This is a genomic window from Arthrobacter sp. YAF16 (assembly GCF_052113385.1).
GTDB lineage: Bacteria > Actinomycetota > Actinomycetes > Actinomycetales > Micrococcaceae > Arthrobacter.
In genome coordinates, this window is record NZ_JBFRDC010000001.1 from 1,389,226 (window position 1) to 1,411,692 (window position 22,467).

Genomic DNA, 22,467 nt, shown 5'->3' on the forward strand with positions numbered 1-22,467 from the left:
GAGCCCGAGTCCCTGTGAGAGTTCAACATTTTTTGCCGAGCAGCAGGCCTCGCCGTTTCCGCTGCTCGCCGCAATCGCCGCCGCACCTCGCGCATCGAACTCGGCACCGGCGTGATTGACATGCGCTTCGAGAACCCGCTCTATATGGCCGAGGAGGACTCCTGGGCCCAGGCGGATGCCCGGGACCAGGTCGGGTACCTCGACGGCGGCCTTGCCCGCTTCGGGCGCAGCTACGCCGGCGAACCCGAGCCCTCGTGCAGGAGCTCTCCCGGGAGGCCGCCGTGGCCGGTCGGTGGCCAATGACTCTTCCCGCGAGGGGCATGTCGCTGGTAGGCCGGTAATCAGGTCCTGATTGTTCCAGTCTTCCGGGAGGCCCCATGGCCGAGGTAATCATTGGCACCTCCCGCGGCGAAATGCCGGCCTACTTGGCCACGCCGGCCGGCGAAGGTCCCTGGCCCGGCGTCGTGGTTATCCATGACGCGCTGGGCCTGAGCCGAGACACCCGGGGCCAGGCCGACTGGCTGGCCCGCGAGGGGTTCCTCGCAGTGGCACCGGACCTGTTCTACTGGGACACCAGGGCAGCCTGCCTCTGGTCCCTTATCCGCGGCTGGCGACCCCTCGGCGACCTGGACCTCACCCGCGCTTGGCTGGTGGCACGTGGCGACTGCACAGGCCGCGTCGGGGTGATCGGCTTCTGCATGGGTGGTGGCTTCGCCCTCATGCTCGCACCGGATCACGACTTCGCCGCGGCCAGCGTGAACTACGGCGGACTCGACGACGCCACGGCCAGGGCCATGCCGCGGGCCTGCCCAATAGTGGCGAGCTACGGAGCAAGAGACCGCTGGCCCGGGGTGCGCCGGGTGCCCGCCCGGCTGGAACCGCTGCTGGCTGACGCAGGGATAGACCGCGACATCAAGGTCTATCCCGGCGCGGGCCACGGCTTCCTCAACCGGCATGGCCCGTCAGACCTGACGTTCGGCGACAAGTTGCTGGCGAAACTGGTGGCCGCCGGTTACCACGAGCCCTCGGCCGAAGACGCCCGACGGCGTGTCCTGGCGTTCTTCCGGACGCATCTGAACCCTGAGGGGGTGCCACGATGACCTCGCAGCGGACGGGGGGAATGGCCGGCGCAGTTGCCGCGTTTCTCACCGCCGCTTATCTGATGGTTGTGCGCCCGCGCCTGCTACGCGCCGGTGCGACCGACGGTGAAGTTCACGGACCCTACCCAGGTGCCGGGCTTATCCCGGACGGGACCCGAAGCGCCACGATGGCCGTGACCATTGACGCGCCACGTTCGCGCGTGTGGCCCTGGCTGGTGCAGATGGGAACCAGGCGGGGCGGCTGGTACAGCTGGGACCGCCTGGATAACTTCGGGCGCCGCAGTGCCGGGACAATCCATCCTGAGTGGCAGGATGCCGCCGTTGGGGACCGGCTGGCGGCCACGCCGGACGGCAGCCAGTGGTGGGAGGTCGCGGCGCTGGAACCCGAGAAGTTTCTGGGTCTGCGCATGTCGATCGATTTGCGCGGGCGTCCGTTCGACCCGGCGGGAGAGCGGCCCCGTCACTTCACCGACTCGCTGTGGGGGTTCGAGCTGAAGGACGCGGCAGGCGGCCGCACCAGGCTGGTGGTCAGCGGCTATTGGTCGTTCCGGCCCCAATGGCTTCAACCTGCGCTGAGTATCTTGGTGTTGGAGCCCTCGCACTGGGTCATGCAGACCCGCCAGTTCTCAAATCTGAAACGTCTCGTTGAGTCAGAAAGCAGCTGAACCCCGGAATCCGCCTCCGGCAGGGCCACCACCAGCGCCCTCTCCGACCCCGCTGCCCAGCAAACTGCGGGTGAGCGCCTCGCCGTCGGCCATCAGCTGGCCCACGGACGTCTGAAGGTGGCCGTCCGCGACCGGGACGCCGGCCAGGGCGGCCGCCACGACGGCACGGCGGATCAGTTCGCGGGCAAAGGAGGCCGTGGTTCCTTCGGTGCGGGCAGCCGCCTCATCAAGGGCGGCCGCACTGAAGGGGATCCCGCGTGAATACAGCTTGAGCAACGCCACGCGCTCGGGCTGCGCGGGCAGGGGAATCTCCACGGCCAGATCCACCCGCCCGGGGCGTTGCGCGAGGGCGCGTTCCAGCATGTCCACCCGGTTGGTGGTGAGGACGAACGCCACGTCGGCGTCGCTGGCCAGGCCATCCATCGCGTCGAGCACCTCGAATAGCAGCGGCTGGGGTCCATGTCCGAAGCTGCGGTCCTCGGCAATGAGGTCACAGTCCTCGAGCACCACGATGGAGGGCTGCAGCGCCCTGGCCATGGAGGCCGCCTCGGAAATCCGGGCAAGCGATCCGCCGGACAACAGGATGGCAGTGGCACCTTGGCTCCGGCTCAGCAGATACCGCACCGTGTGGGTCTTTCCGGTGCCCGGCCGCCCGTAGAGCAGGATGCCCCGCTTCAGGTGCTGCCCGTACTGGTTGAGGGTGTCCCGGTGCTCGGCGATGCCGAGGGCATGGTCAGACACTTTCTGCAGCAGACCGTCCGGCAGGATGACCTCGGACGCGGCCAGATCCGGCCGGGCGTGGAAGGTCACGCCTGCCGCGCTGGGTCCGTACTCGCCCATGACAAGGGAGATGACCTGTCCCTTCAAGATGCTGTGGCGCTGCATCCGACGTCGGAACTCCGCGAGGAAGCTTGCGGCAGTATCGGTAGCGCCGGCCAGGACTTCCAGGGACGCCGTTTGCCGACCGTACCGGGGGTTGGCATCCCGTTGCAGCACCACGATCGGATGTCCGCCGTGACTGAACAGCCAGAGCCCCAGCGCCACGGCCTGCCGCTGCTCGTCAGGGCCCACCGCGAGGTTGGCGTAGTCCGGCTGGGAGAGGGGGAATTGGGGAAAGACCTGCGCCTGCTGCAGCATGTCGCTCAAGGAATGATGGTGTCGCTGGTCGCCGCCACCGATGCCGACCAGCCGGGACTTCGGATCCGCGCCCGCCAGCTCGGCCATTAGGATGTCTGCGTCGACGAACCGGTGCGGCGGAATCTCCTCCACCACGACAGAAACCGACCCGGCCGGCGCGCCCAAATGTTCGGTAAGCGTCGACAGCAACTGTGGTCCCGCCGGCGTCCGGTGCTGGCCGGACTGCGCAAGTTGCACAAGCTGCGCAAAATCGTCGATGAACTTCCCCAAATTTTCATCCATGCGCAGACCCTACCAGCGGCCGCCAGCGTAGCGTCCGCTGCCGCACCATCTGCTACTGCCCGTTCCGCTCGATCGCCTGGCCCAGGACCCGGGCGCCCTCCGGGAAGGCCCCCGGGTTCGGCCCGGCGTAGTTGAGCCGGATGAAGGGGCCTGCGGGTTCGGCAGGGAACCATTCCATGCCGGCGGCGATCAGCACCCCGGCGCGCTCGCAGTCGGCGCTGAGCCGGTCGACGTCGGTCCCGTCAGGCAGGCGGGCCCAGAGGTTCAGCCCGCCCTTGGGGACCAGCGTCAGATGGGCCTGCGGGGCATGCTCGCGAAGGCTCGTGACCAGCAGGTCGCGGCGTGACTGGAGCTGGTGGCGGACGCTGCGCAGGTGCGTCTGCCAGGCCGGCTGGGTGACGACGTCGAGGGCGGCGGCCTGGAGGACGCCGCTGACGTACATCGACTCGGCCCCGCGGTCCGCGAGGATGCGGTCCCGAGCCGGGCCGCGCGCGATCACGGCCCCCACCCGCATGGCCGGCGAGACACTCTTCGTCAGGGACCGCAGGTATACGACGTGGCCGGAATCGTCACGCGCGGCGACGGGGGAGGGGGCCGAAGTGATGCCGAAGTCGTGGGCCCAGTCATCCTCCACCAGGAACGCTCCGTGCCGGCGCACCACCTCCAGGACCTCTTCGCCACGCCGGCCCGTCCACTGCGCCCCGGTGGGGTTGGCGTAGTTGGCCTGCGCGTAGAACAGGCGTGCGCCGGTCTCCTGGAACGCGCGGTCCAACCCGTCCGGCTCCGGGCCGTCGGGTCCGCTCGGAACGGGAACGACGCTCACGCCGGCCTGGGCGGCAGCGAGAATCGCGCCCCAGTAGCTTGGGGATTCCATAAGCAGCGGCTGCCCGCTGCCCACCAGCGACCTGAAGATCGAGCTGAGTCCGCTTTGGGTTCCGGGCAGTACGACGACGTCGCTCGCAGCCGGCGGGGTGACGCCGGCCTGCATCGAGGCACCCAGCTCGTGCGCGAACCAGGACTGCAACTCCGGGAGCCCCGCTGCCGGTGCGCGGGACAGCGCCGCGTCGCCCCGGGCGGCCCTGGTCAGGGCCGCCCGGACCAGCCGTTCGGGCAGCAGTTCGCGGGCCGGGTAGCCGGAGTGCAGGGCGATGACATCGTTCGCCGCGCTGCGCATCGCGGTGGATGCCGGACGAAGCTGCGCGTGCGGCGTCCGCAGCGCCGCGGTCTGCCAGCCGTAGTCGGAGGGGCGCGCCGTCCGGATCTCCCGGACGAAGGTCCCGACGCCGGGCCGGCTCTCGATGAGCCCCTGGGCGGCAAGGACCTGCAGCGCCTTCTGCACCGTGACGGGACTGGCCTGGTGTTCGGCCACCAGCGACCGCGTAGACGGCAGCCGGGCTCCGGGGGCGGCACGTGCGATCCACTCTTTGAGCTGCGTCACAATCCGTGAACTGCTATCGTGGTTCATGAGAGACAATAGTAGCGCTACTGTACTTTTTCGCCCAGTGATACCGACCCCTCGGTCCGGCCGTTCCGGCGGCGGCCTCGGGTGGGGACTGCTCGGAGTTGCGGCGTTCTCCTTCACCGTTCCCTTCACCCGGGTGGCGGTGGCGGGACTGTCGCCCTTGTTCATCGGCTCCGGCCGGGCGGTCGTTGCCGCGGCCCTGGCTGCCACCGCCCTGGTGCTGACCCGTCAGCGGTTTCCGCTGGGCCTTCAGTGGGCCCGTCTCGCGGTGGTCGGCGGCGGGATCGTCGTCGGCTTCCCGCTGCTCACCTCGTTCGCGCTGACCAGTGTGCCCGCCAGCCACGGCGCAGTCGTTATCGCCCTGCTCCCGGCCGCTACCGCCACCGCCGTCGTCCTCCGCGGCCACGAACGTCCGCGCGCGGCTTTCTGGTTCGCTACGGCTGCCGGCGCCGCGGCGGCCCTCGGCTTCGCCTTCGCGCAGCCCGGGGGCTTCGGGCAACTGCACTGGTCGGACCTGCTGCTGCTGGGCGCGGTCGTCGCCGCAGCCATCGGCTACGCCGAAGGGGGCTTCCTCGCCCGGGAGCTCGGTGCGTGGCAGACCGTCTCGTGGGCGCTCGTGCTCGCCGCGCCGTTGATGCTGTTTCTGGCCGCGTGGACGATGATCCAGCACCCCCGTCGGGTACTCCGGCGCAGTGGGCCGCCTTCGCCTACCTCGGCGTCGTCAGCATGTTTCTCGGCTTCTTCGCCTGGTACCGCGGCCTCGCCATCGGCCCCATGACCCAAGTCAGCCAGATCCAGCTGATCCAGCCGGTGCTGAGCATCGCCTGGGCCGCGCTGCTCCTTGGTGAAACCTTGACGCCGACCACCCTGGTTGGCGGGGCCGCGGTAATTGCCTGCGCGGGCATCGCCGTCCGCGTCCGGCTGAGGCCAACACCGCCGCCACCGCGGCCCTGACTTTTCCCGCACCCCACCCAACGGCAAAGGACAATCCCATGTACATCCCAGCGCACTTCGCGGCGGGCCCCGGCGCCGTCCGTGACCTGCTCACCACCCCGGCGGCCGCCAACCTGGTCACGACGACCGCGCACGGCATGCTCGCCACCTTGCTGCCCTTGGTTTACGATCCCTCAATCGGCGAGCACGGGGCCCTGCACGGCCATCTGGCCCGGAATAACCCGCAGTGGTCCGAGCCGGCTCTCGGCGAGGCCCTGGTCATCATGCAGGGCGCCGACGCCTATATTTCACCGGGCTGGTATGCATCAAAGGCCGAACACGGGCGCGTGGTCCCGACCTGGAACTACTCCACGGCCCACGTCTACGGCACCCTGGTCATCCACGATGATCCGGCCTGGCTCGCCGGCCACGTCAGGCGGCTCACCGACCTCAACGAAGCCGGTTCAGCCCGGCCCTGGTCCGTCGACGATGCGCCGGAGCGGTACATTGCCGGCCAACTGCGCGCCATTGTCGGCGTCGAACTGCTGATCAGCAGGATCGAGGCGAAGACCAAGCTCAGCCAAAACCGCTCCGATCAAGACGTCGACGGCGTCGTGGCCGGACTCGCGGGGTGCGGGCACACAGCCAGTGCCCGTGACGTCGAACGCGCACGCCGTGAGCGGCGCCCGGACCTGGGAGGGTAGGCCGGCTGGGTCCGAACTGCCGCGCCCCTACCGTTCGTCGCTGGCGTAGCTGAGCCCGATCTGGCTTCGGACAGTGTCCAGCGCGGCCATGACCTGGACCGTCTCGCCGGGTGACAGCACGTCGTTGGCCACCGCGCCGTCGGCAATGAGCCGCTCGACTTCCCACGCCTGGTACTGCATGCCGCGGCCGGTGGCCGGCTGGTCAAAGCGCTCAACGACGTTGCCGCCGTCGTCGTACCGGGTGAAACCGGTGGGCGTGTACCAGACCGGGTCCATCTCGATGCTGCCTTCGGTGCCGATCACCGCGGCGCGGTTGGGCCCAGCGGTGTCCAGTGCGCAGTGCAGCACAGCCTGCTGTCCGTCCGCGTATTCGAAGATCATCGCGGTCTGGCGGTCGACGCCGGTGGCCGTCATGCTGGCGGCTGCCTGGATCCGGGCTGGCTCGCCGAACACGTCGAAGGCGAAGGAGACCGGGTAGATCCCCAGGTCAAGGAGGGCTCCGCCGCCCAGGGCGGGGTCGTTGAGCCGGTGCGCCGGATCCTTGGGCAGGTTCTGGTTGTGGTCCGCAATGACGGTCCGGACCTCCCCCAGGGCACCCGAGCGGATCAGTTCCCGCACCCGGACCATGTGCGGGAGGTAGCGCGTCCACATCGCCTCGAGGGCCACGAGGCCCTTCGATGCGGCGAGGTCCACGATTTCCTGCGCCTGCCACTCGTTCATGGCGAACGGCTTCTCCACCAGCACATGCTTGCCGGCGTTGAGGGCCAGCAGTGCGTTCTCGTAATGGAACGGGTGCGGCGAGGAGATATAGACGACGTCCACCTCGGGGTCGTTCACCAGCGCTTCGTAGCTGCCATGGGCCGCGGGCAGCCGGAACCTGCCGGCGAACTCGCGGGCCGTCGCGAGGTTCCGGGAGCCCACCGCCTGGACGTTGAAGCCGTGTTCCACCAGGTCCGAAGTCTGCAGCCCGGCGATTAATCCGGTGCCGAGGATTCCCCAGCGGACGCCACCGGGGGAGTCGGAGCTTTTGGGGGCGCGCGTCGCGGCGGTGTCTGACATGGCTTCGGTTCTCCTTGGGCTGGCGGTCAGGTCGGCGTCGCTGCGTACGGATCGCAACGACGCCGTCTGAGCATGCTAGCCCAGCACCGGAGCCGGCCGGGGACGAGTCACTTGCAGGTGCAGCGCTGTTCGGTGGGCACCTCGGCCATGACGGAGTCGACATGCTCGCCGCAGCCGGCCCAGGTGATCTTTCCACAGCTATTGCAACGGACGGGACTGCACATTGTTTTCTCCTTAAGTGGGTGCTGCTGGTTGGGTGCTGCGTTGGTTTGGTATTGCTGGCGGTTAGGACGCGGGCGCGGCGGCCATCTTGGCCCGGATTTCTTCCATGTCCAGCCCCTTGACGGCGGTGATGAGTCCGTCGAGCCCGCTGGCGTTCATGGCGCCGGGCTGCGAGAAGACGAGGATACCCTCTCGGAAGGCCATCAGGGTGGGGATCGAGGTGATGCGTGCTGCCGCGGAGAGCCCCGGCTCAGCCTCCGTGTCCACCTTCGCGAAGACGACGTCGGGGTGGGCTTCGGAAGCTTTGCGGAATGTGGGGGCAAACATGCGGCACGGACCGCACCAGGCTGCCCAGAAGTCCACCAGGACGATGTCGTTGCCGGAAATGGTGTCGTTGAAGGTCTTTTCAGAAATGTCGATGGTTGCCATACTCCAAATATATACCCCCGGGGGTATCGGAGCAAGCGTGCGCCACGGGGGAGGTGGATGGCGCGGGGTCTTGATCAAATACCCCCAGGCGCCGAGGTGCAGAGGCTAACTCTCGACGAAATCCGTGCCCTCTTCCTGCGCCTGGCCTGACGCCCCGGGGCTTGCGCGGCGCCCCCGGCGACTCCGGGCGAACAGCGGCAGATTTTGAACCTCAATACCCCTGGGGGTATATTTGTGAGTGGCTGGATCGGCCACATGCCCCTGCCGAACGCCTCCCGAAAGGTGCACATCAATGGACATTACCGCCCAGCAACTCAACGAACAGCTCAAGAGCGGCAGCGACGCCCAGGTCGTGGACGTTCGCGAATCCGAGGAGATTGCTTCCGGCATGATTGCCGGCGCCCGCCACATCCCGCTGGCGCAGCTGCCGGCCCGCTTGGGGGAACTGGACAAGACCCGTCCCGTCGTCGCCGTCTGCCGCAGCGGCCGCCGCAGCGCCGCAGCCGCCGACCAGCTTGCCGCCGCCGGCTTCACCGCCTACACGATGACCGGCGGGATGCTCGACTGGTCCGACGCCGGGCTGCCCGCCGGCTGACACTCCCCATAGACTGCCCGGGCGGCGCCTCCCCCCATGCGCCGCCCGGGCCTCCACCTGTCCTGACTGCGCCCTAACGGGCTTCAGGCCGGTGGACGGCGGCCCGCATCCGCAGGGGTGCCGCCAGAACCACCCAAGCTAGACCGAAAGAGACTATGACTACCTCAAACAAGACCACTACGGCCGAGTCCGCACCCCAGTCCATTGACGCCGCCACGCTCAAGGCCTGGGAGGACAACCACGATGACCTGATGGTGATCGACGTACGCAGCGGTGCCGAGTTTGATTCGATGCACATCAAGGGCTCGTACCATGTCCCGCTCCCCATGCTGAGCGAACACACCGAGGAATTCGCCGCCAAGATGGGCACCCGCGTTGTCCTCGTATGCCAGTCCGGGAATCGGGCCGAGCAGGCCCGCAAGCACCTGGACGCAGTCGGCCTGGGCAGCGCGAGCGTGCTGGCCGGCGGCGTTCCTGCCTATGCTGCCGCCGGCGGCAACGTGGTGAAGGGCCGCAACACCTGGGCCTTGGAACGCCAGGTCCGCATGACGGCCGGCTCCCTGGTCCTGGCCAGCATCGTGGGCAGCAAGCTGCTCTCGCCGAAGCTCGGCCTGCTTGCCGGCGGCATCGGCGCCGGCCTGACCTTCTCCGCGGCGACGAACAGCTGCGCCATGGGCCAGATGCTCTCCAAGATGCCGTGGAACCGTTCCGCCAACGAGCCCACCGCCCACCAGGCGCTGCAGAACCTGGGCTCCAAGGCATGATCCTCACCGCGGCGGCGTTCGGGCTGGTCGTCGGCGGCCTGCTGGGCCTGGTTGGAGGCGGCGGGTCCATTCTCGCCGTCCCCGCCCTCGTCTACGGCGTGGGGCTTCCGCTGGCTGCGGCGATCCCGACGTCGCTGGTCGTTGTCGGCGCGTCCTCCGCCGTCGCGGTGCTGCCCCGCCTGTGGGGTGGTGTGAACTGGCGGCTGGCCCTCATTATCGGTGCGGCCGGCACGGCAACTGCCTACCTGGGCGCTTACGTGAACCGGTTGCTCGACCCGAAGGTGCTGCTGCTGGCTTTCGCCGCCATCATGGTGTTCGCCGGCATCCGGATGATGCTTCCGGCCAAGGCCTCCGGCGGCTCCTGCGCCCTGCCTAGCGGCGGCGTGAATTGGCGCAGCTGCCTGCCCAAGGCCATCGCGACGGGTGCCGTCGTGGGTTTCCTCACCGGGCTGCTCGGCGTCGGCGGCGGCTTCCTGATCGTCCCGGCCCTGACCCTGGTCCTGGGCCTGCCGATGGCGGTGACCGTCGGTACCTCGCTGGTCATTATTGTGATCAACTCGATTGCCGGCTTCGCGGCGCACCTCGGTGACCTGCAGATCGACTGGGCCGTGACGGCAGCGTTCGCGGGGGCAGCAATGGTTGCCTCCCTGATCGCGGGCCGGCTCGGAACCAGGATTCCGGACAGGGTGCTCAAACGCGGCTTCGGCGTCCTGGTCCTGCTGGTCGCGGCCTACGTGAGCGTGCAGGCACTGCTCTCCTAAGCCGGACAGCCCGAGGGAAAACAGCACGGCGATAAAGCGCCGGAGGACATGTCCTCCGGCGCTTTTTCGTTGCCCGGGTTCTGCTCAAGTCGGTTGGTGGAGGGTACCTTTGGTGCTTAGGGGGATGAATGGAAGAGATCTTGATCGCAGGCGGGAAAGGACGGCTCGGAATCTGCGGGCCTCATTTTCACCTGGTTTGGGCGCCGGGGACGCTTGTCGACGCCCGGGACGCGGCCGCTTCGATTGAAGCGATGCGGGCCCTTGGCGGCGGCCGGGAGTTGCCCTTACTCGTGGAAATATCCGGTGTAACGATGCGCTCGACGGCAAGACATACCTACGAACGTGCCAAGGCAGTGACCGCGGTGGCCCTGCTGGGTTCCAGCGTGGTGGACACCGTCGTTGCGGCGGCACTTGGTCGCCACAGCTTTTGCCCGCACGCGTATTTCACCTCACGCACGGAGGCGCTGGAGTGGCTGGAGGGCCTCCAGCTTCCGGAGCTCGCCGCGGGGGAGGGAACGGGCCTGCACAAGGCGTAGCCCCGGTGCCGGCTCCCGTCGCCGCCTGACGACAGGGATTGGAACTTGTCGCGGACACAGCTGTGGCGGCGACCCGGGTTACCCGGGCCGCCGCCACGCTGTCACTGTGTTGCCTTACTGGTTGTCCCGCTTAGCTGGCCGGAACGGTTTCCGGTGCCTGCCGGCGGGCGGCCTGTTCCATTGCGTTCCACGCGGAGTAGCTGCCGTCGAGTTCGACGACGTCGTAGCCGGCGCGGCGCAGCGCGCTGGCCGCGACGGAGTTCCGGACGCCGCTCTGGCAGTAGGACACGATGGTGCCTTCGGTGGGGAGTTCATCCAGGTGCCACATCACGCGGCCGCCGCTGAGCTGGTAGGAGCCGGGGATGTGGCCGGCTGCATGTTCGGTGCGGTTGCGGACGTCCAGGACCATGGCGGCGTCAAAGCCGTCGAGTTCCTCGGGCTGGATCAGCTTCGGGACGCTGACCGGCAGGCCCTCGAGGCTGGTGACGTAGCCGGCGACTTTGTCGATGCCGACCCGGACGAGGTGGTCCCACATTTCCTGCGCGTCCGCCTGGCTGGAAGCGAGGAGGACCAGCGGGTTGGTGTCGGTTTCCGGGTTTACGACCCAGGCGCCGAAGCTGGCGGTGGACTTACCGGCCGGGACGTTGACGGAGCCGGTGACGGTGCCTTCGTGGACCTCGTTGTTCGGGCGGGTGTCAACGAAAATGACCTTGTCCGCGGCGAGGTCGCGGGCGACATCGGCGGTGCCCAGCTCGGGGAGCGGGGCGCGTTCGCCCATGACGGCGGGGCCTTCACGGTTTTCGCGTTTCATCCGGGCGAAGTAGGCGTGCGCGTCCGGCTGGCCGTCGAGGAGTTCATCAATGAAGCCCTGCTCGTCGTTTGCGGCCAGGTAGGGGCCCCACCAGGCGTAGAGCCGTTCGTAGCCGACGGTCGAGGACGGGATCGCGCCCAGGGCCTTGCCGCAGGCGCTGCCGGCGCCGTGGCCCGGGTGGACCTGGACGTGGTCCGGCAGGGTCAGGAACTTGTCCCGCAGGCTGGCGAACAGCTGCTTGGCGCCTGCGAAGCGGGTGTCGACGCCGCCGGCGGCCTCATCCAGCAGGTCCGGCCGGCCCAGGTCGCCGGAGAACACGAAGTCACCCGAGAGCAGGTAGCCCGGCTTGTCTGCGAATGCGCCGTCGGTGATCAAAAAGGACAGGTGCTCCGGGGTGTGCCCGGGGGTGTGGAGGGCCTTGACCGTGATGTTGCCCAGCACGATCTCATCGTTGTCGTTGAGCCGCTCGGCCTCAAAACCGTACTGCCAGTCCGCGCCGCCCTCGCCCGAGACATAGGCGGTGGCGCCGGTCGCGGCGGCCAGTTCCCGGGTGCCGGAGAGGAAGTCCGCGTGGATGTGCGTCTCGGTAACGGCCACGATCGTCATGCCGTTCGCGGCAGCGAGGTCCCGGTACACGGCGATATCACGCCGGGGATCAACCACAAGGGCCTCGCCCTTGGCCTGGCAGCCGATGAAATAGCTCGCCTGGGCAAGGTCTTCGTCGTAGATGCGCTCGATAAGCATTCGGGAGAACTCCTTCTTGAGGTGGACGGGGAAGGGATTCCTTCCTCCTCTACATTCAACAGTAATACCCCCGGGGGTATCGCGCAAGCGGCGCCGGACCGGTCCTGCGGTGCCGCCGACGTCGCCCGGAGGCTTCAGTTGCCGATCCTGGCCAGCACCTTGTTGATGGTCGCCGCGAGCCCGCGCGCGGCCTGAAGGACGCCGGCGTCGGACAGGGCTTTCGTTTCCGTTTCCACGCACAGCCTGCCCTTCCGGGCACCCACCTGGATGTGCCGGACTCCGGTCCCGTCGGGAAGCACATAAACCACGGCGTAGCCCGCTTCGCCGCCGGTGTTGACGATCGGGTGTCTGATGGCGGTCCAGGTGCGCGAGCCGCCGCCCGGCAGGCGCTCCCGGATCGAACTGCAGCGGCTGAGGTCGGCTGCCCGGCTGTCAAAAGGGGACGGCCCGGCCGGCGGGGGCGGCAAGCTGACGAGCCGCAGGCTGATCTGGTCCAGCACCTGCGGCCCACCGGCGATCTCAGCCACCACGGTGGCCGCCCCGGAGAACGAGGCAAGATAGGCGGCGTCGTCGTAAATGCATCCGGAAACGGCCGGCGCCGTGGCAGGGCCGCTCCGGGTGTAGCGTCCCTCCAGCACCTGGGCCGGCCTTCCAGTGGGGCCGGTAACGCCCTGCAGCAGCCTGGCCAGTTGCTGCGGCGTCCGTTGTTCGGGGGGCTGTGGGGTAGCGGGCGGACCAGACGGCGGTGCGGCTGACGGTGCCGTGCCGGAGTCGGTCTGCCCGACCAGTTTTTGGGCCAGCCGGACCAGCGGCTCGAGGGCGGTCCTGAGTTCCGCGTCGGACCTGGCGGTGGGTGCCTGCCGGCTCAGCCCGATCGTCAGGGTTCCCTTGAGTACCTGCAGTGCAACGGTGGCGCCGCCCGGGGGAGTGCCGGCGGTTGCCGGTGTACTCAAAACCGTGGCGTAGGCCTTCTCGCCCACGGCCGGCGTCCTAAGCAGCCTGACCGTGGACGTTGGATCATTCCCCACCGTCTGCCGGAACGTTGAACACCTTTGGGCCAGGTCGTCGGTGTAGGCGAAATCCGCAGCGAGCACGTCGCTGCGCGGTGCGCTTCGGGCAAAGACAAACGCCAGGGCCTCGCGTGACCACACGCCGGTCAGCGTCAGGACGCCCGCGGCGAAGTGCATTGCCAGGTCCGCTCCGCTGGTCGGCGAACTGTGCGGCCGGAACACGCTGCACTCGCCGGGCTCGACGGCCGGCTTATCGGCGGGCTCCGGTCGTCCCTGCAGGCGGGTGCGCAGGTCCGAGCTTCTGGAGACCCGCCCGGTGCCTTCCTGGCCGCTGTTGATCGCCCTGTCCACGAGGACCATGAGTTCCTCATCGGAAAGCACCTTCTCCGCCGTCGCCGACGGGAGGGTCCCGGTTGCGGGAGACGATCCGCTGCCCGCGGGCGGTGAGGGTGAGCCCGGCGTGCAGCCGGTCACCGCCAGAACAGCGGCAGCGCAGGCCAGGAGCCAGCGCTGGGTCCGCGAGCGGGGACCGCTGGTGTTCCGTGTTGTTGCAGCACCTGGACACACGACTGGACTCCCTGCCGTCGAAAGATGTGCTGAGCCCATGATCCGGCGCAGGGCCCGGGGGCACCAGAGGATTTATGCCCCCGGGCCGCGCCGGAGGTTACTCAATGCCGGGGACCAAGTCCGGCGGATGACCGGAAGCAAGTAGGCGACCAAGTGTCCCTAACAACCAACCAAGTAGGACCGGCCGGAAAGCAAGAAGCCCCTTCCAGAAGACGGGTAGGCGCCACTCGCGCGCTGCTCTTTCGGCGCTTCTAGGCTCCGGAGTACTGGGTGGAGTTAGTCAATTGAATGTTCAGAAACGGGTCTCAGCCATGCGTGAACAAGCGGCACTTCGTGCTTTGTCCGGACATTTTCCTGGTCGCTGTGGGGGCGCGGCCGGGGCATCCCATTTCAAGCGGAAGCGGGCTGCCGGATGGTCCCAGGCTCCCTCCCGGCGACGGTCGCGGACCCGACGCGCGTGGGCGATCTTCGTGGCGTCATCGCTCGCCCTGGCCGGGCTATCCGTCAGCGGTCCGGCCTCTGCCGACGTCGGCACGATCGCGCACGATTTGCTACGGACAGGGTGGGACAGCAACGAGACTGCGCTTTCGCCGACGTCGGTCGCGTCATCAAATTTCGGCAAGCTTTTTTCCACCGCCGTGGACGGCCAGGTGTACGCCCAGCCGCTCGTGGTGGGCGGCACCGTCATAGCCGCGACGGAGAACAACAACGTCTACGGCCTGGACGGCGGCACCGGAGCGGTGAAGTGGCAGCGCAACCTCGGTCCGGCCTGGCCGGCAGCGACCGTAAGCTGCGGTGACCTCACCCCCAACATCGGAGTCACGTCCACTCCGGTCTTCGACGCCGCGACCAACAGCGTCTTCCTGATGGCGAAGACGAACGACGGAGCGACGCCGCAGCTCCCGCACTGGTACATGCATTCGCTGGACAGGGTCACGGGGGCCGAGAGGCCAGGGTTCCCGGTGCTCATCAACGGCGCGCCCACTAACGACCCGACACGGCCGTTCAACGCGATGACTGCGATGCAGCGGCCCGGGCTTCTCCTGCTGGATGGCGTGGTCTACGCCGGTTTCGCCAGCCACTGCGACTGGGCACCGTTTGTCGGCTACGTCGTCGGGGTGTCCACCGCAGGCCGGCAGACCACGATGTGGGCCACCGAGTCCGGCAACAGCAGTGCGGAGGGCGGAATCTGGCAATCCGGCGGCGGCCTGGTCTCCGACGGCACCGGCCAGATCCTGTTTTCCACCGGGAACGGGATTTCCCCTAAGCCGGGACCGGGCAAGACCCCTCCGGCGACCCTCGCAGAGTCAGTCGTTCGGGTCAGCGTCGGAGCCGACGGAAACCTCAAGGCCACGGACTTCTTCAGCCCGGCCAACAACGCCAAGTTGGATCAGAACGATGCCGACCTGGGTTCCGGTGCCCCGATCGCCATCCCCACCGGCTACGGCACCACGGCCCACCCTCGCCTGATGGTCCAGGTCGGCAAGGACGGCCGGGTCTACCTGCTGGACCGGGACAACCTGGGCGGTATGGGGCAGGGGAGCGGCGGAACGGACGCCGTCCTCGACGGCGCCGGGCCGTACAGTGGCGTCTGGGGCAGGCCCGCGTTCCTCGGGACCACAAACGGCGGGTACATCTACACCGTGGAGAACAAGGGCTACCTGCGTGCGCACAAGCTGTTGGCCAGCAGCACCGGCGGCATCCAGCTGGCCTCCGTCGGTACGTCCATTGGTACCTTCGGGTACACCTCCGGGGCGCCCACGGTGACCTCCAACGGTACAAACGCCTCCACCGCCCTGGTCTGGGCCGTGTACGTAACGGGACCCACCGGTACCGGCGCGGAACTCCGTGCCTACCGCGCAATGCCGGACAGCACCGGTAAGCTTCAGCAGGTTTTCGCGGCCCCGCTGGGCACCGCCGCCAAGTTTTCCACGGTTGCCACTGACAACGGGCGCGTCTACGTGGGAACCCGGGACGGGCACGTGATCGGCTTCGGTGCCCCGACGACCTCAGCGGTTGGGGCGACAAACACGGACCTGGGAACCGCCGCGGTAGGCACCACCGTGAAAGGGAACCTGATCATCACCGCCAGCAGGGCTGTTACGGTCAGTTCCGTCGCAGCACCTGCGCCGTTCGGGATCGAGGCCCTCACACTGCCCCGGACGCTTGCCAAAGGCGGAACCATGACGGTCCCGGTCACCTTCTCGCCGACCGTAGCCGGACAGGTCGACGGGACGTTGACCGTCAAAACCTCCGACGGCGAGACGGACCTTCTGGGGGTTCACGGCGTCGGCACCAAGGACGGACTGGGGGCAACGCCGCCCACCCTGGTATTCACCGACGTGCCGACCCAGACCAGCAGTCGCCAGACCGTAAACGTGGTCAACACCGGCACGAGCGTCGCCACGATCACCGGCGTCACCTTGCCGGGCAACGCCCAGCTTGCGGTCGACCCGGCCACGCTGCCGGCCGTGGGACAGAAGATTCAACCCCTTACTTCCGTTCCGGTGTCCGTCACCTTCAGTCCGACGACGGCAACCCCGGTGGCTGATCAGCTCCTCATCACGAGCGACCGAGGATCGCTCACGGTACCGGTGACGGCGACCGCCGTGTCGGGCGTAGCGCATCTGCAGTTGCCGGCATCCCTGGACTTTGGTGATGTGCCTGCCGGCGCTGCGGCCACCCGGGATTTCACCATTACTAACACTGGCAACATCCCCCTGACGATCACCAAGGCCAAGGCGCCGGAGGGTGTATTCTCCACCACCGTTCCAATCTCGGAAGGCCTGGTGATCCCGCCTGGAGAGTCCGCACATCAGAGCGTGACGTTCAAGCCGACGGTGGTCGGTCAGGCCGGAACCGCCGACACCTACTACCTGCTGACCGCGGACGACGGCCAAGGAGCACAGAAAGTTATGCTCACCGGAATGGGCGTCGACGATCCCATTGGCCTGAAGGCGTACCAGACCAATGCCGGTGACCCGCGGTCTGTCCTCGGCAGGTCGCTGACATTGGAGTACCCGGTGGGGGCAGGGAAATGCCAGGACTACACCAAGGGTGTGATCTGCTGGTCCCCGTCCACCGGGGCCCATTGGGTCGCAGGCGCGATCTACGCCCGCTACAAGGCCGCGGGCGGCGCTGCCGGCGTCCTGGGGTTCCCCACCACCGACCAGCTGACAACCCCGGACACGATCGGGCGGTATGAACACTTCGCCGGCTCCGGCGGGGCATCCATTTACTGGACGCCAAGCACCGGGGCGCACCTCATCACGGGCGCGGTCCGTGCCAAGTGGTCGGCCCTGGGCAGGGAACGGGGACTGCTGGGCTATCCGACGTCGGACGAGGCGCGCACCCCTGATGGCGTGGGACGTTACAGCCACTTCACAGGTTCGGGGGGTTCATCGATCTACTGGACGCCAAGCACCGGGGCGCACTTCATCACGGGCGCGGTCCGTGCCAAGTGGTCGGCCCTGGGCAGGGAACGGGGGCTGCTGGGCTATCCGACGTCAGACGAGACGCGCACCCCCGATGGCGTGGGGCGTTACAGCCACTTCACAGGCTCGGGCGGTGCATCGATCTACTGGTCGGCGAAGACCGGGTCGCACTACGTCCTCGGTGCGATCCGTGCCAAGTGGACGGCCCTCGGCAGGGAAAGGGGACGTCTGGGATATCCGACCCGGGACGAGTACGCAGTGTCCGTGGGCCGGGCTTCGGACTTCCAGCACGGGCGGTTGACCTGGAATAGCTCAACCAGACTGGTGACCGGCTAGCGCGTGCGAGTCCCGGGCCCCAGCGGTCCGCGTAGGACACTGCGCTCGCCGACGGTTTCCCGCGGGAGGACGCAGCTGCTTAGGCCAAGCCGGCCCCCGCACGACAGAATGGATCCATGAGCGAGGCCGGTGACTTCATTGACGCGGCGCTGCTGCGTGAGAGCTCGTGGCAGCGGGCCGAGGAAGCGCAGGCGCAATACGGCCCGGGCCTGGGGAGCTACGGCTCCTCGGTTGGCGCCGTCCGCGGCACTGTCCGCGACGCGCTGCGCCGGTACCGGTCACTCGGCCGCGACGATGTCACCGCCCTCAGCTCGGAGTTGTGGGAGGTGCCCGTCTTCGAACGCCGCCTTGCCGCCGTCGTCCTGCTGCAGTCCAGCCTGGCCCTGCTGGACAATTCGGACCTGACCCGGATCGAGGGTTTCCTGCGGACTGCGCGCCTGCGCGAGCTGGCCGATCCGCTGGCGACCGATGTCGTCGGGCCGCTGATTGCGGGACTGGACGGCCAAAACCGTTCCCGCGCGGAAACCGTGCTGGGCCGCTGGCTGCAGGACCCGGACGATTGGCTGCGGCGGGCGGCCCTGATGGCGCCGCTCCGCGAGCTACGGGCCGGTGGAGGGGATTGGGACCGTTACCGGCGCCAGGCCGGGCTGGCGGAGTCGGGCACCCCGGACGACGCCGGTCTGGTGAGGGAGGCGATCGCTGCCGTCACCTCCGGGATGGCGAAGTAGCGCTACGTGCCGGGCCGGCGCTCCACGACGGCATACGCCTTTCCGTCGAGGAACTGCCAGTCGGTCACCACCATAAAACCGAGCGCGTCCACACGGTCATTCAGGACGTGGATATCGAAGCCGCCGTCGCGCGGTTCCGCGTCCCACGTGGCTACGTGGATTTCCTTTCCCTCGAGAACCAGCAGCTCTGTGTTGACGTCGAAATCCTCCTGCGGCTGATCGCTGAGCTGGCAAATTGCGACACAGTGGCTGTTCATAACGGGGCCTCCGCTCGGGGAATGCTGGGTGCCCTCATCCTATGGCTGGCAGGTAGCAGCGTCCTAGGCTTTCTTCCGCGCCAGGACACGGCTCCGTTATCTGAATGTGACATTCCCGCCCGGGCCCGTTACCGTAGATGGGTGCCTGTTTGTTTCCGATACGGGCGCTCCCGAGCCGATTGCCTAACTCTGCCGCGGCCTGGGATCCGAATGCAACCTTTCTGGCAGAGACGGGGAAACCACTTTTGACCTGCAGTTTTAGCAGGTCTTGGGGTGAAGCCGCACAGCGCCCGCATTGACGGGCCCGCGGCCGGGTGCCTCCCATCCGAATCCGACAGCTCACCTCGCAGGCATTGGGAGAGGCTACAAACATGACTTCAAGCATTACTTCTGCGCGCCATCGTTCCGACGCATCCGCCGGACGGGCCTCAGCATTCTCGGGCAAATCAGGCACCATCGGTCGTCAGGCCGCAGTAATCTTCGCAGCCTCCGGCCTCGTCCTCACGAGCGGAATGGCAGCCAATGCAGCCGTTGCCCCGGCCGAAAACAAAACCGCCCCGGCTTCGTCGGTTGACGTCGGCAGCAAGGTCTCCGCGCCGGTTACCGCTGATTCCGCAGTTCAGATCAGCTTCGCCCGCCCGGCAGTCGCTACCACGCCGGCGCCCGTGATCGAGCAGCCTAAGCCCGTCACCGCCCCTGCGGTTGCCGCCGCTCCGGCTGTCGCGCCTGCCCCTGCTCCGGTGCTCGCGCCGGCAGCGCCGCAGGTCAGCGTTCAGGCGAAGGCGGCCGTGGCACCTGCCTCGGCAGCCGGCGGAGCCAACGCCGCGATGCTTTCGGCCGCCTACAGCCAGATCGGCATCACCCAGGACTGCACCGCCATGGTTGAGAAGGCCCTCGGTGCGGCCGGTATCCACGTGGGCGACCTCGGTCCCCAGCAGTTCATGGGCTACGGCAAGGTTGTGGGTGCCCCGCAGCCCGGCGACATGATCGTCCAGTCCGGCCACGTCGCCATCTACGCCGGTGACGGCATGGCCATCAGCGGTGGCATGAACGGCAGCAACCAGACGATCAAGCACCCGCTGTCCTGGCTGACCGCCACGGGTGGCGTGACCTTCGTCCGCGCCAGCGCATAGCAAAAAGCGTAAGAACCTCTTTCCAGGGCCGGTGGTCGGCTGCTAAACGGCAGCTGGCCACCGGCTTTTGCGCACGTTTACGCCGGCCGGTGAGCTCAGACGGCGTACCGCAGCAGGACGACGCCGTTGCCAAACGCGCGGGTGCCGGCGAGCGTGAGCGCGGTCCTGTCGTCTGCTGACTTGAACAAGGGATTCCCCCGCCCGATCAGCACCGGGTGGACATAAATCCAGTACCCGTCAATGAGCCCGAGCCGGCGGAAGGTATCGGCGAGGTCAGCCCCGCCCAGTGCCAAGTCGCCGCCGGGCTGCGCCTTCAGTTCCAGCACGTCATCGGCGACGACGTCGCGCACCACCGTGGTGTTCCAGTCGGCCCGTTCCAGCGTCCTGGAGTAGACAATCTTCGGCATGTCCCGCCAAATTTTGGCGAACTCGACCATAGCCGGTGTACTGGACGGATCCTGGTCCGCCGTCGGCCAGAAGTCGGCCATCAGTTCGTAGGTCACGCGGCCGTCCAGGAAGGCGCCCATAGAGGCCAGTTGCTCGTTGAAGTGGCTGTGGAGCTCCTCGTCCACCATGTGCCAGTCAATCTCTCCGTTCGGCCCCTCGAAAAAACCGTCGAGGGAGACCTGGAGGGCCAGAATGATCTTTCGCATGGGCCAGAGCCTACGCCCGGACGAAACGATGCGGGAAGGCGGCGCTCGTCCCCGGTGAACGGCAACATCCTGCCGTTTTGGACTCCAAGCTCGTGCCGTAGGCTCGCGACAAACCAATTTCGGCAGTATGTTGCCGAATGGACAATATTCGGGCACTATTAGGAGAGCCCTGCTGGGGGATCGGCAAAATGATGCCGATATGGCGAAGCCGGGACATCAGACCGCGGCATGGTGTGCGCGCAGCGAAGGGGAGTGCCGGTGAGCGACGTGGCGGCGATTGCCGAGGGGATCCGCCGGACCCGCAAGGAGGCCGGGCTGACCCAGGAGGACCTGGCGCACCTGGCCGGCACCTCGGAGCGTACCGTCCGCGCCATCGAGACCGGGAGCGGCAACCCGTCGCTGCAGGCTGTGGTGGCGGTGGCGAACGTGCTCGGCCTGAAACTCGCGGTGGGCTGATGCCGGCCGAACTCCAGGACCTGAGGTTCGTCAGGGCGGCCGACGTCTACAAGAACGGCCGCCTGGCCGGCCACCTCGCACGGACCGGCGCCGGGGGAGTGCGGTTCTCCTACCGGCCCGACTACCTCGCAGGCGGCCACCCCGCCGTGGCCATCTCCCTGCCCCCGTCCGAGGTGGCAGTGGAAGCCCCCGCCGGGGCGCTGCCCGCCTTCTTTGCCGGACTCCTCCCCGAGGGCCACCGGCTCACCGTGCTGAAGAACGCCACCAAAACGAGTTTCGACGACGAGTTGACCCTGCTGCTCGCCGTCGGGGCGGACGTTCCCGGCGACGTGCAGGTGGTTCCGGCCGGAGAGCCCCCGGCGGAACCGGCGGCCTTGGCCGATACCTCACGGCCCGAGGAACTGGATTTCTCCTTCCTCGCCAACACCGTGGACCTGCACGGCATCCCGGGGGTACAGCGCAAGACCAGCGCCTCCATGCTGACCACTCCGCTGGCCCTGCGGGGACACCGCTACCTGCTTAAACTCGATCCGCCGGAACACCCGCACCTGGTGGAAAACGAGGCCGCCCACCTGAAAGGTGCGAAGGCGCTGAAGATCGCCGTCGCAAAAAGCTCCGTCATTGCCGACCGGAACGGCCTGCCCGGACTCCTCGTCGAAAGGTTCGACCGGGTCAAGACGGCCGACGGCGCATGGCACCGGCTGCCGCTCGAAGACGGCACCCAGGTGCTGGGCCTCCCGCCGGCGTCCAAGTACGGCGTGGCGTCGGAGGATGTTGCGGCCGCGCTGGCTCGGATGTGCAAGGCGCCGGTGGTTGCCAGCCGCAACCTGTACCTCCAGTTCCTCTTCGCGTGGCTGACCGGAAACGGCGACCTTCACGCCAAGAACCTGGCCATCCTGGGCGGTCCCGCCGGTTTCGCGATGGCCCCCGTCTACGACGTTCCCTGCACCCTGCTGTACGGGGACGAGACGCTGGCCCTCCCCGTCGCCGGCAAGACCCGGAACCTCAAGGCCAGGCACTGGGCCGAATTCGCGGTCACACTCGGGTTGCCGCGCCGGGCCGCGGAGAGCGCCAACCGCACTGCGCTTGCGGCGGCGGACGCCATCCGCCTCGAAGACTTGCCGTTCTCGGGTTCCCCGCTGCGCGGAGCGCAGCGGGAATTGCGGTTCAGGCGCCAGGAGATCAACGCCTGAACCAGGACATGGAAGGTCTAGGCCCGGCCGCGCCCTATTCCGTGCCCTTGGCGAAGGTGGCCGCGCTCAGGAACTCGACCCCGACAAACGGGTCTCCGCCTTCAACCCAGGCGTCGTGGCCCGGGGGAATGGTGTAGGAATCTCCCGCGGCGATGTCGATGCGGCCGCCGTCGGTGGTCTCGACGGTCAGCTTGCCGGACACGCAGAACCCCACGTGGCTGTTCTCGCACGTATCAGTGTGCACCACGGGTTTGATGCATTCGGACCAGCGCCATCCCGGCTCAAAGCTGAATCGGCCGATCGTGTAGTCGCCGACGGACACGATGTCGACCTCGGTCTTGTCCGGACGGCGCTTCTCATCGGGCGAGTTGTGGGACTTCACCTGCAGCTGGGTAACAACATTTGTGGTCATGGCACTCCCTCTTCCCTATCAGGGAATTTAACTGCTTACGGAGCCAAGCGTCCTCGCTTGGCCGCCCGTTGTCGATACACATTT

General features: G+C 67.8%; 21 protein-coding genes, 2 pseudogenes and 1 riboswitch. Of the genes and pseudogenes, 14 read left to right on the plus strand and 9 right to left on the minus strand.

What is annotated here, in order from left to right:
• Positions 1 to 61: 61 nt before the first annotated feature.
• The 3 genes and pseudogenes from AB4Y91_RS06480 to AB4Y91_RS06490 all read left to right on the plus strand — a co-directional run.
• A pseudogene (locus tag AB4Y91_RS06480) lies at positions 62 to 255 on the plus strand (hypothetical protein); the annotation flags it as partial.
• 122 nt (positions 256 to 377) lie between these two features.
• Positions 378 to 1,100 carry a dienelactone hydrolase family protein gene (locus tag AB4Y91_RS06485; protein ID WP_441417635.1) on the plus strand — a complete coding sequence of 241 codons (723 nt, stop codon included), beginning with the start codon at positions 378 to 380 and terminating at the stop codon, positions 1,098 to 1,100.
• Complete coding sequence (locus AB4Y91_RS06490) at positions 1,097 to 1,765, plus strand: hypothetical protein (RefSeq protein ID WP_441417636.1); 669 nt, start codon at positions 1,097 to 1,099, stop codon at positions 1,763 to 1,765. Before AB4Y91_RS06485 ends, AB4Y91_RS06490 begins: the two co-directional genes overlap by 4 nt.
• Here AB4Y91_RS06490 and AB4Y91_RS06495 read toward each other — a convergent pair.
• Both AB4Y91_RS06495 and AB4Y91_RS06500 read right to left on the minus strand, forming a co-directional pair.
• A complete protein-coding gene (locus AB4Y91_RS06495; protein WP_441417637.1) occupies positions 1,751 to 3,184 on the minus strand; it encodes an ATP-binding protein in 1,434 nt (477 codons plus the stop codon). The genes AB4Y91_RS06490 and AB4Y91_RS06495 overlap by 15 nt on opposite strands.
• Before the next feature lie 52 nt (positions 3,185 to 3,236).
• Positions 3,237 to 4,649 (minus strand): aminotransferase-like domain-containing protein, encoded by a 1,413-nt coding sequence (locus AB4Y91_RS06500; RefSeq protein ID WP_441417638.1) that lies wholly within the window; start codon positions 4,647 to 4,649, stop codon positions 3,237 to 3,239.
• Here AB4Y91_RS06500 and AB4Y91_RS06505 point away from each other — a divergent pair.
• Positions 4,648 to 5,600: pseudogene (locus AB4Y91_RS06505) on the plus strand (DMT family transporter). The gene AB4Y91_RS06500 and the pseudogene AB4Y91_RS06505 overlap by 2 nt on opposite strands.
• Before the next feature lie 38 nt (positions 5,601 to 5,638).
• Positions 5,639 to 6,283: an FMN-binding negative transcriptional regulator gene (locus AB4Y91_RS06510; protein WP_441417639.1), complete on the plus strand. Its 645-nt coding sequence runs from the start codon at positions 5,639 to 5,641 to the stop codon at positions 6,281 to 6,283.
• Between the two features lie 27 nt (positions 6,284 to 6,310).
• On the opposite strand, the gene AB4Y91_RS06515 is transcribed toward AB4Y91_RS06510, so the two are convergent.
• A complete protein-coding gene (locus tag AB4Y91_RS06515) occupies positions 6,311 to 7,342 on the minus strand; it encodes a Gfo/Idh/MocA family protein (RefSeq protein WP_441417640.1) in 1,032 nt (343 codons plus the stop codon).
• A 285-nt stretch (positions 7,343 to 7,627) separates the two neighbouring features.
• Positions 7,628 to 7,993 (minus strand): thioredoxin, encoded by a 366-nt coding sequence (gene trxA, locus AB4Y91_RS06520; protein WP_441417641.1) that lies wholly within the window; start codon positions 7,991 to 7,993, stop codon positions 7,628 to 7,630.
• Between the two features lie 292 nt (positions 7,994 to 8,285).
• Between trxA and AB4Y91_RS06525 the strand changes: the two genes are divergently transcribed.
• The 4 genes from AB4Y91_RS06525 (at position 8,286) to AB4Y91_RS06540 (ending at position 10,649) form a co-directional block, all read left to right on the plus strand.
• The gene (locus AB4Y91_RS06525) at positions 8,286 to 8,588 is read left to right on the plus strand and encodes a rhodanese-like domain-containing protein (RefSeq protein WP_441417642.1); all 303 of its coding nucleotides are present in this window, start codon (positions 8,286 to 8,288) and stop codon (positions 8,586 to 8,588) included.
• A 155-nt stretch (positions 8,589 to 8,743) separates the two neighbouring features.
• Positions 8,744 to 9,352: a rhodanese-like domain-containing protein gene (locus AB4Y91_RS06530; protein WP_441417643.1), complete on the plus strand. Its 609-nt coding sequence runs from the start codon at positions 8,744 to 8,746 to the stop codon at positions 9,350 to 9,352.
• Positions 9,349 to 10,113 (plus strand): sulfite exporter TauE/SafE family protein, encoded by a 765-nt coding sequence (locus AB4Y91_RS06535; protein ID WP_441417644.1) that lies wholly within the window; start codon positions 9,349 to 9,351, stop codon positions 10,111 to 10,113. Before AB4Y91_RS06530 ends, AB4Y91_RS06535 begins: the two co-directional genes overlap by 4 nt.
• A gap of 128 nt (positions 10,114 to 10,241) precedes the next feature.
• A complete protein-coding gene (locus AB4Y91_RS06540; protein ID WP_441417645.1) occupies positions 10,242 to 10,649 on the plus strand; it encodes a DUF7793 family protein in 408 nt (135 codons plus the stop codon).
• A 130-nt stretch (positions 10,650 to 10,779) separates the two neighbouring features.
• Here AB4Y91_RS06540 and AB4Y91_RS06545 read toward each other — a convergent pair whose 3' ends face one another.
• Positions 10,780 to 12,204, minus strand: coding sequence for an MBL fold metallo-hydrolase (locus AB4Y91_RS06545; RefSeq protein ID WP_441417646.1), 1,425 nt, complete (start codon positions 12,202 to 12,204; stop codon positions 10,780 to 10,782).
• Positions 12,205 to 12,338: 134 nt separating this feature from the next.
• Complete coding sequence (locus AB4Y91_RS06550; protein WP_441417647.1) at positions 12,339 to 13,595, minus strand: hypothetical protein; 1,257 nt, start codon at positions 13,593 to 13,595, stop codon at positions 12,339 to 12,341.
• 656 nt (positions 13,596 to 14,251) lie between these two features.
• Between AB4Y91_RS06550 and AB4Y91_RS06555 the strand changes: the two genes are divergently transcribed.
• On the plus strand, positions 14,252 to 17,551 hold the full coding sequence (locus tag AB4Y91_RS06555) for an Ig-like domain-containing protein (protein WP_441417648.1): 3,300 nt from the start codon (positions 14,252 to 14,254) through the stop codon (positions 17,549 to 17,551).
• A 116-nt stretch (positions 17,552 to 17,667) separates the two neighbouring features.
• A complete protein-coding gene (locus AB4Y91_RS06560; protein WP_441417649.1) occupies positions 17,668 to 18,279 on the plus strand; it encodes a DNA alkylation repair protein in 612 nt (203 codons plus the stop codon).
• A gap of 2 nt (positions 18,280 to 18,281) precedes the next feature.
• Here the strand turns inward: AB4Y91_RS06560 and AB4Y91_RS06565 are convergent, their stop codons facing one another.
• Entirely contained in the window at positions 18,282 to 18,536 is a 255-nt protein-coding gene (locus AB4Y91_RS06565) for a hypothetical protein (RefSeq protein WP_441417650.1), read from the minus strand.
• 201 nt (positions 18,537 to 18,737) lie between these two features.
• Positions 18,738 to 18,903: riboswitch (cyclic di-AMP (ydaO/yuaA leader) on the plus strand.
• 4 nt (positions 18,904 to 18,907) lie between these two features.
• On the opposite strand from AB4Y91_RS06565, the gene AB4Y91_RS06570 reads away from it, so the two are divergent.
• Positions 18,908 to 19,669: a hypothetical protein gene (locus AB4Y91_RS06570; RefSeq protein ID WP_441417651.1), complete on the plus strand. Its 762-nt coding sequence runs from the start codon at positions 18,908 to 18,910 to the stop codon at positions 19,667 to 19,669.
• A 95-nt stretch (positions 19,670 to 19,764) separates the two neighbouring features.
• On the opposite strand, the gene AB4Y91_RS06575 is transcribed toward AB4Y91_RS06570, so the two are convergent.
• On the minus strand, positions 19,765 to 20,322 hold the full coding sequence (locus AB4Y91_RS06575; RefSeq protein ID WP_441417652.1) for a dihydrofolate reductase family protein: 558 nt from the start codon (positions 20,320 to 20,322) through the stop codon (positions 19,765 to 19,767).
• A 258-nt stretch (positions 20,323 to 20,580) separates the two neighbouring features.
• On the opposite strand from AB4Y91_RS06575, the gene AB4Y91_RS06580 reads away from it, so the two are divergent.
• Entirely contained in the window at positions 20,581 to 20,778 is a 198-nt protein-coding gene (locus AB4Y91_RS06580; protein WP_349627135.1) for a helix-turn-helix transcriptional regulator, read from the plus strand.
• Positions 20,778 to 21,971 carry a type II toxin-antitoxin system HipA family toxin gene (locus tag AB4Y91_RS06585; protein WP_441417653.1) on the plus strand — a complete coding sequence of 398 codons (1,194 nt, stop codon included), beginning with the start codon at positions 20,778 to 20,780 and terminating at the stop codon, positions 21,969 to 21,971. Before AB4Y91_RS06580 ends, AB4Y91_RS06585 begins: the two co-directional genes overlap by 1 nt.
• 34 nt (positions 21,972 to 22,005) lie before the next feature.
• On the opposite strand, the gene AB4Y91_RS06590 is transcribed toward AB4Y91_RS06585, so the two are convergent.
• Positions 22,006 to 22,383, minus strand: a complete 378-nt coding sequence (locus tag AB4Y91_RS06590) for a cupin domain-containing protein (protein WP_441417654.1) — start codon at positions 22,381 to 22,383, stop codon at positions 22,006 to 22,008.
• Positions 22,384 to 22,467 lie beyond the last annotated feature (84 nt).

Coding starts and splice junctions, on each gene's coding strand:
- AB4Y91_RS06525 (WP_441417642.1), top strand. CDS start 8,286: ATGGACATTACCGCCCAGCAACTCAACGAACAGCTCAAGAGCGGCAGC.
- AB4Y91_RS06535 (WP_441417644.1), top strand. CDS start 9,349: ATGATCCTCACCGCGGCGGCGTTCGGGCTGGTCGTCGGCGGCCTGCTG.
- AB4Y91_RS06510 (WP_441417639.1), top strand. CDS start 5,639: ATGTACATCCCAGCGCACTTCGCGGCGGGCCCCGGCGCCGTCCGTGAC.
- AB4Y91_RS06590 (WP_441417654.1), bottom strand. CDS start 22,383: ATGACCACAAATGTTGTTACCCAGCTGCAGGTGAAGTCCCACAACTCG.
- AB4Y91_RS06500 (WP_441417638.1), bottom strand. CDS start 4,649: ATGAACCACGATAGCAGTTCACGGATTGTGACGCAGCTCAAAGAGTGG.
- AB4Y91_RS06565 (WP_441417650.1), bottom strand. CDS start 18,536: ATGAACAGCCACTGTGTCGCAATTTGCCAGCTCAGCGATCAGCCGCAG.
- trxA (WP_441417641.1), bottom strand. CDS start 7,993: ATGGCAACCATCGACATTTCTGAAAAGACCTTCAACGACACCATTTCC.
- AB4Y91_RS06585 (WP_441417653.1), top strand. CDS start 20,778: ATGCCGGCCGAACTCCAGGACCTGAGGTTCGTCAGGGCGGCCGACGTC.
- AB4Y91_RS06485 (WP_441417635.1), top strand. CDS start 378: ATGGCCGAGGTAATCATTGGCACCTCCCGCGGCGAAATGCCGGCCTAC.
- AB4Y91_RS06570 (WP_441417651.1), top strand. CDS start 18,908: ATGACTTCAAGCATTACTTCTGCGCGCCATCGTTCCGACGCATCCGCC.
- AB4Y91_RS06560 (WP_441417649.1), top strand. CDS start 17,668: ATGAGCGAGGCCGGTGACTTCATTGACGCGGCGCTGCTGCGTGAGAGC.
- AB4Y91_RS06490 (WP_441417636.1), top strand. CDS start 1,097: ATGACCTCGCAGCGGACGGGGGGAATGGCCGGCGCAGTTGCCGCGTTT.
- AB4Y91_RS06530 (WP_441417643.1), top strand. CDS start 8,744: ATGACTACCTCAAACAAGACCACTACGGCCGAGTCCGCACCCCAGTCC.
- AB4Y91_RS06545 (WP_441417646.1), bottom strand. CDS start 12,204: ATGCTTATCGAGCGCATCTACGACGAAGACCTTGCCCAGGCGAGCTAT.
- AB4Y91_RS06515 (WP_441417640.1), bottom strand. CDS start 7,342: ATGTCAGACACCGCCGCGACGCGCGCCCCCAAAAGCTCCGACTCCCCC.
- AB4Y91_RS06495 (WP_441417637.1), bottom strand. CDS start 3,184: ATGGATGAAAATTTGGGGAAGTTCATCGACGATTTTGCGCAGCTTGTG.
- AB4Y91_RS06540 (WP_441417645.1), top strand. CDS start 10,242: ATGGAAGAGATCTTGATCGCAGGCGGGAAAGGACGGCTCGGAATCTGC.
- AB4Y91_RS06575 (WP_441417652.1), bottom strand. CDS start 20,322: ATGCGAAAGATCATTCTGGCCCTCCAGGTCTCCCTCGACGGTTTTTTC.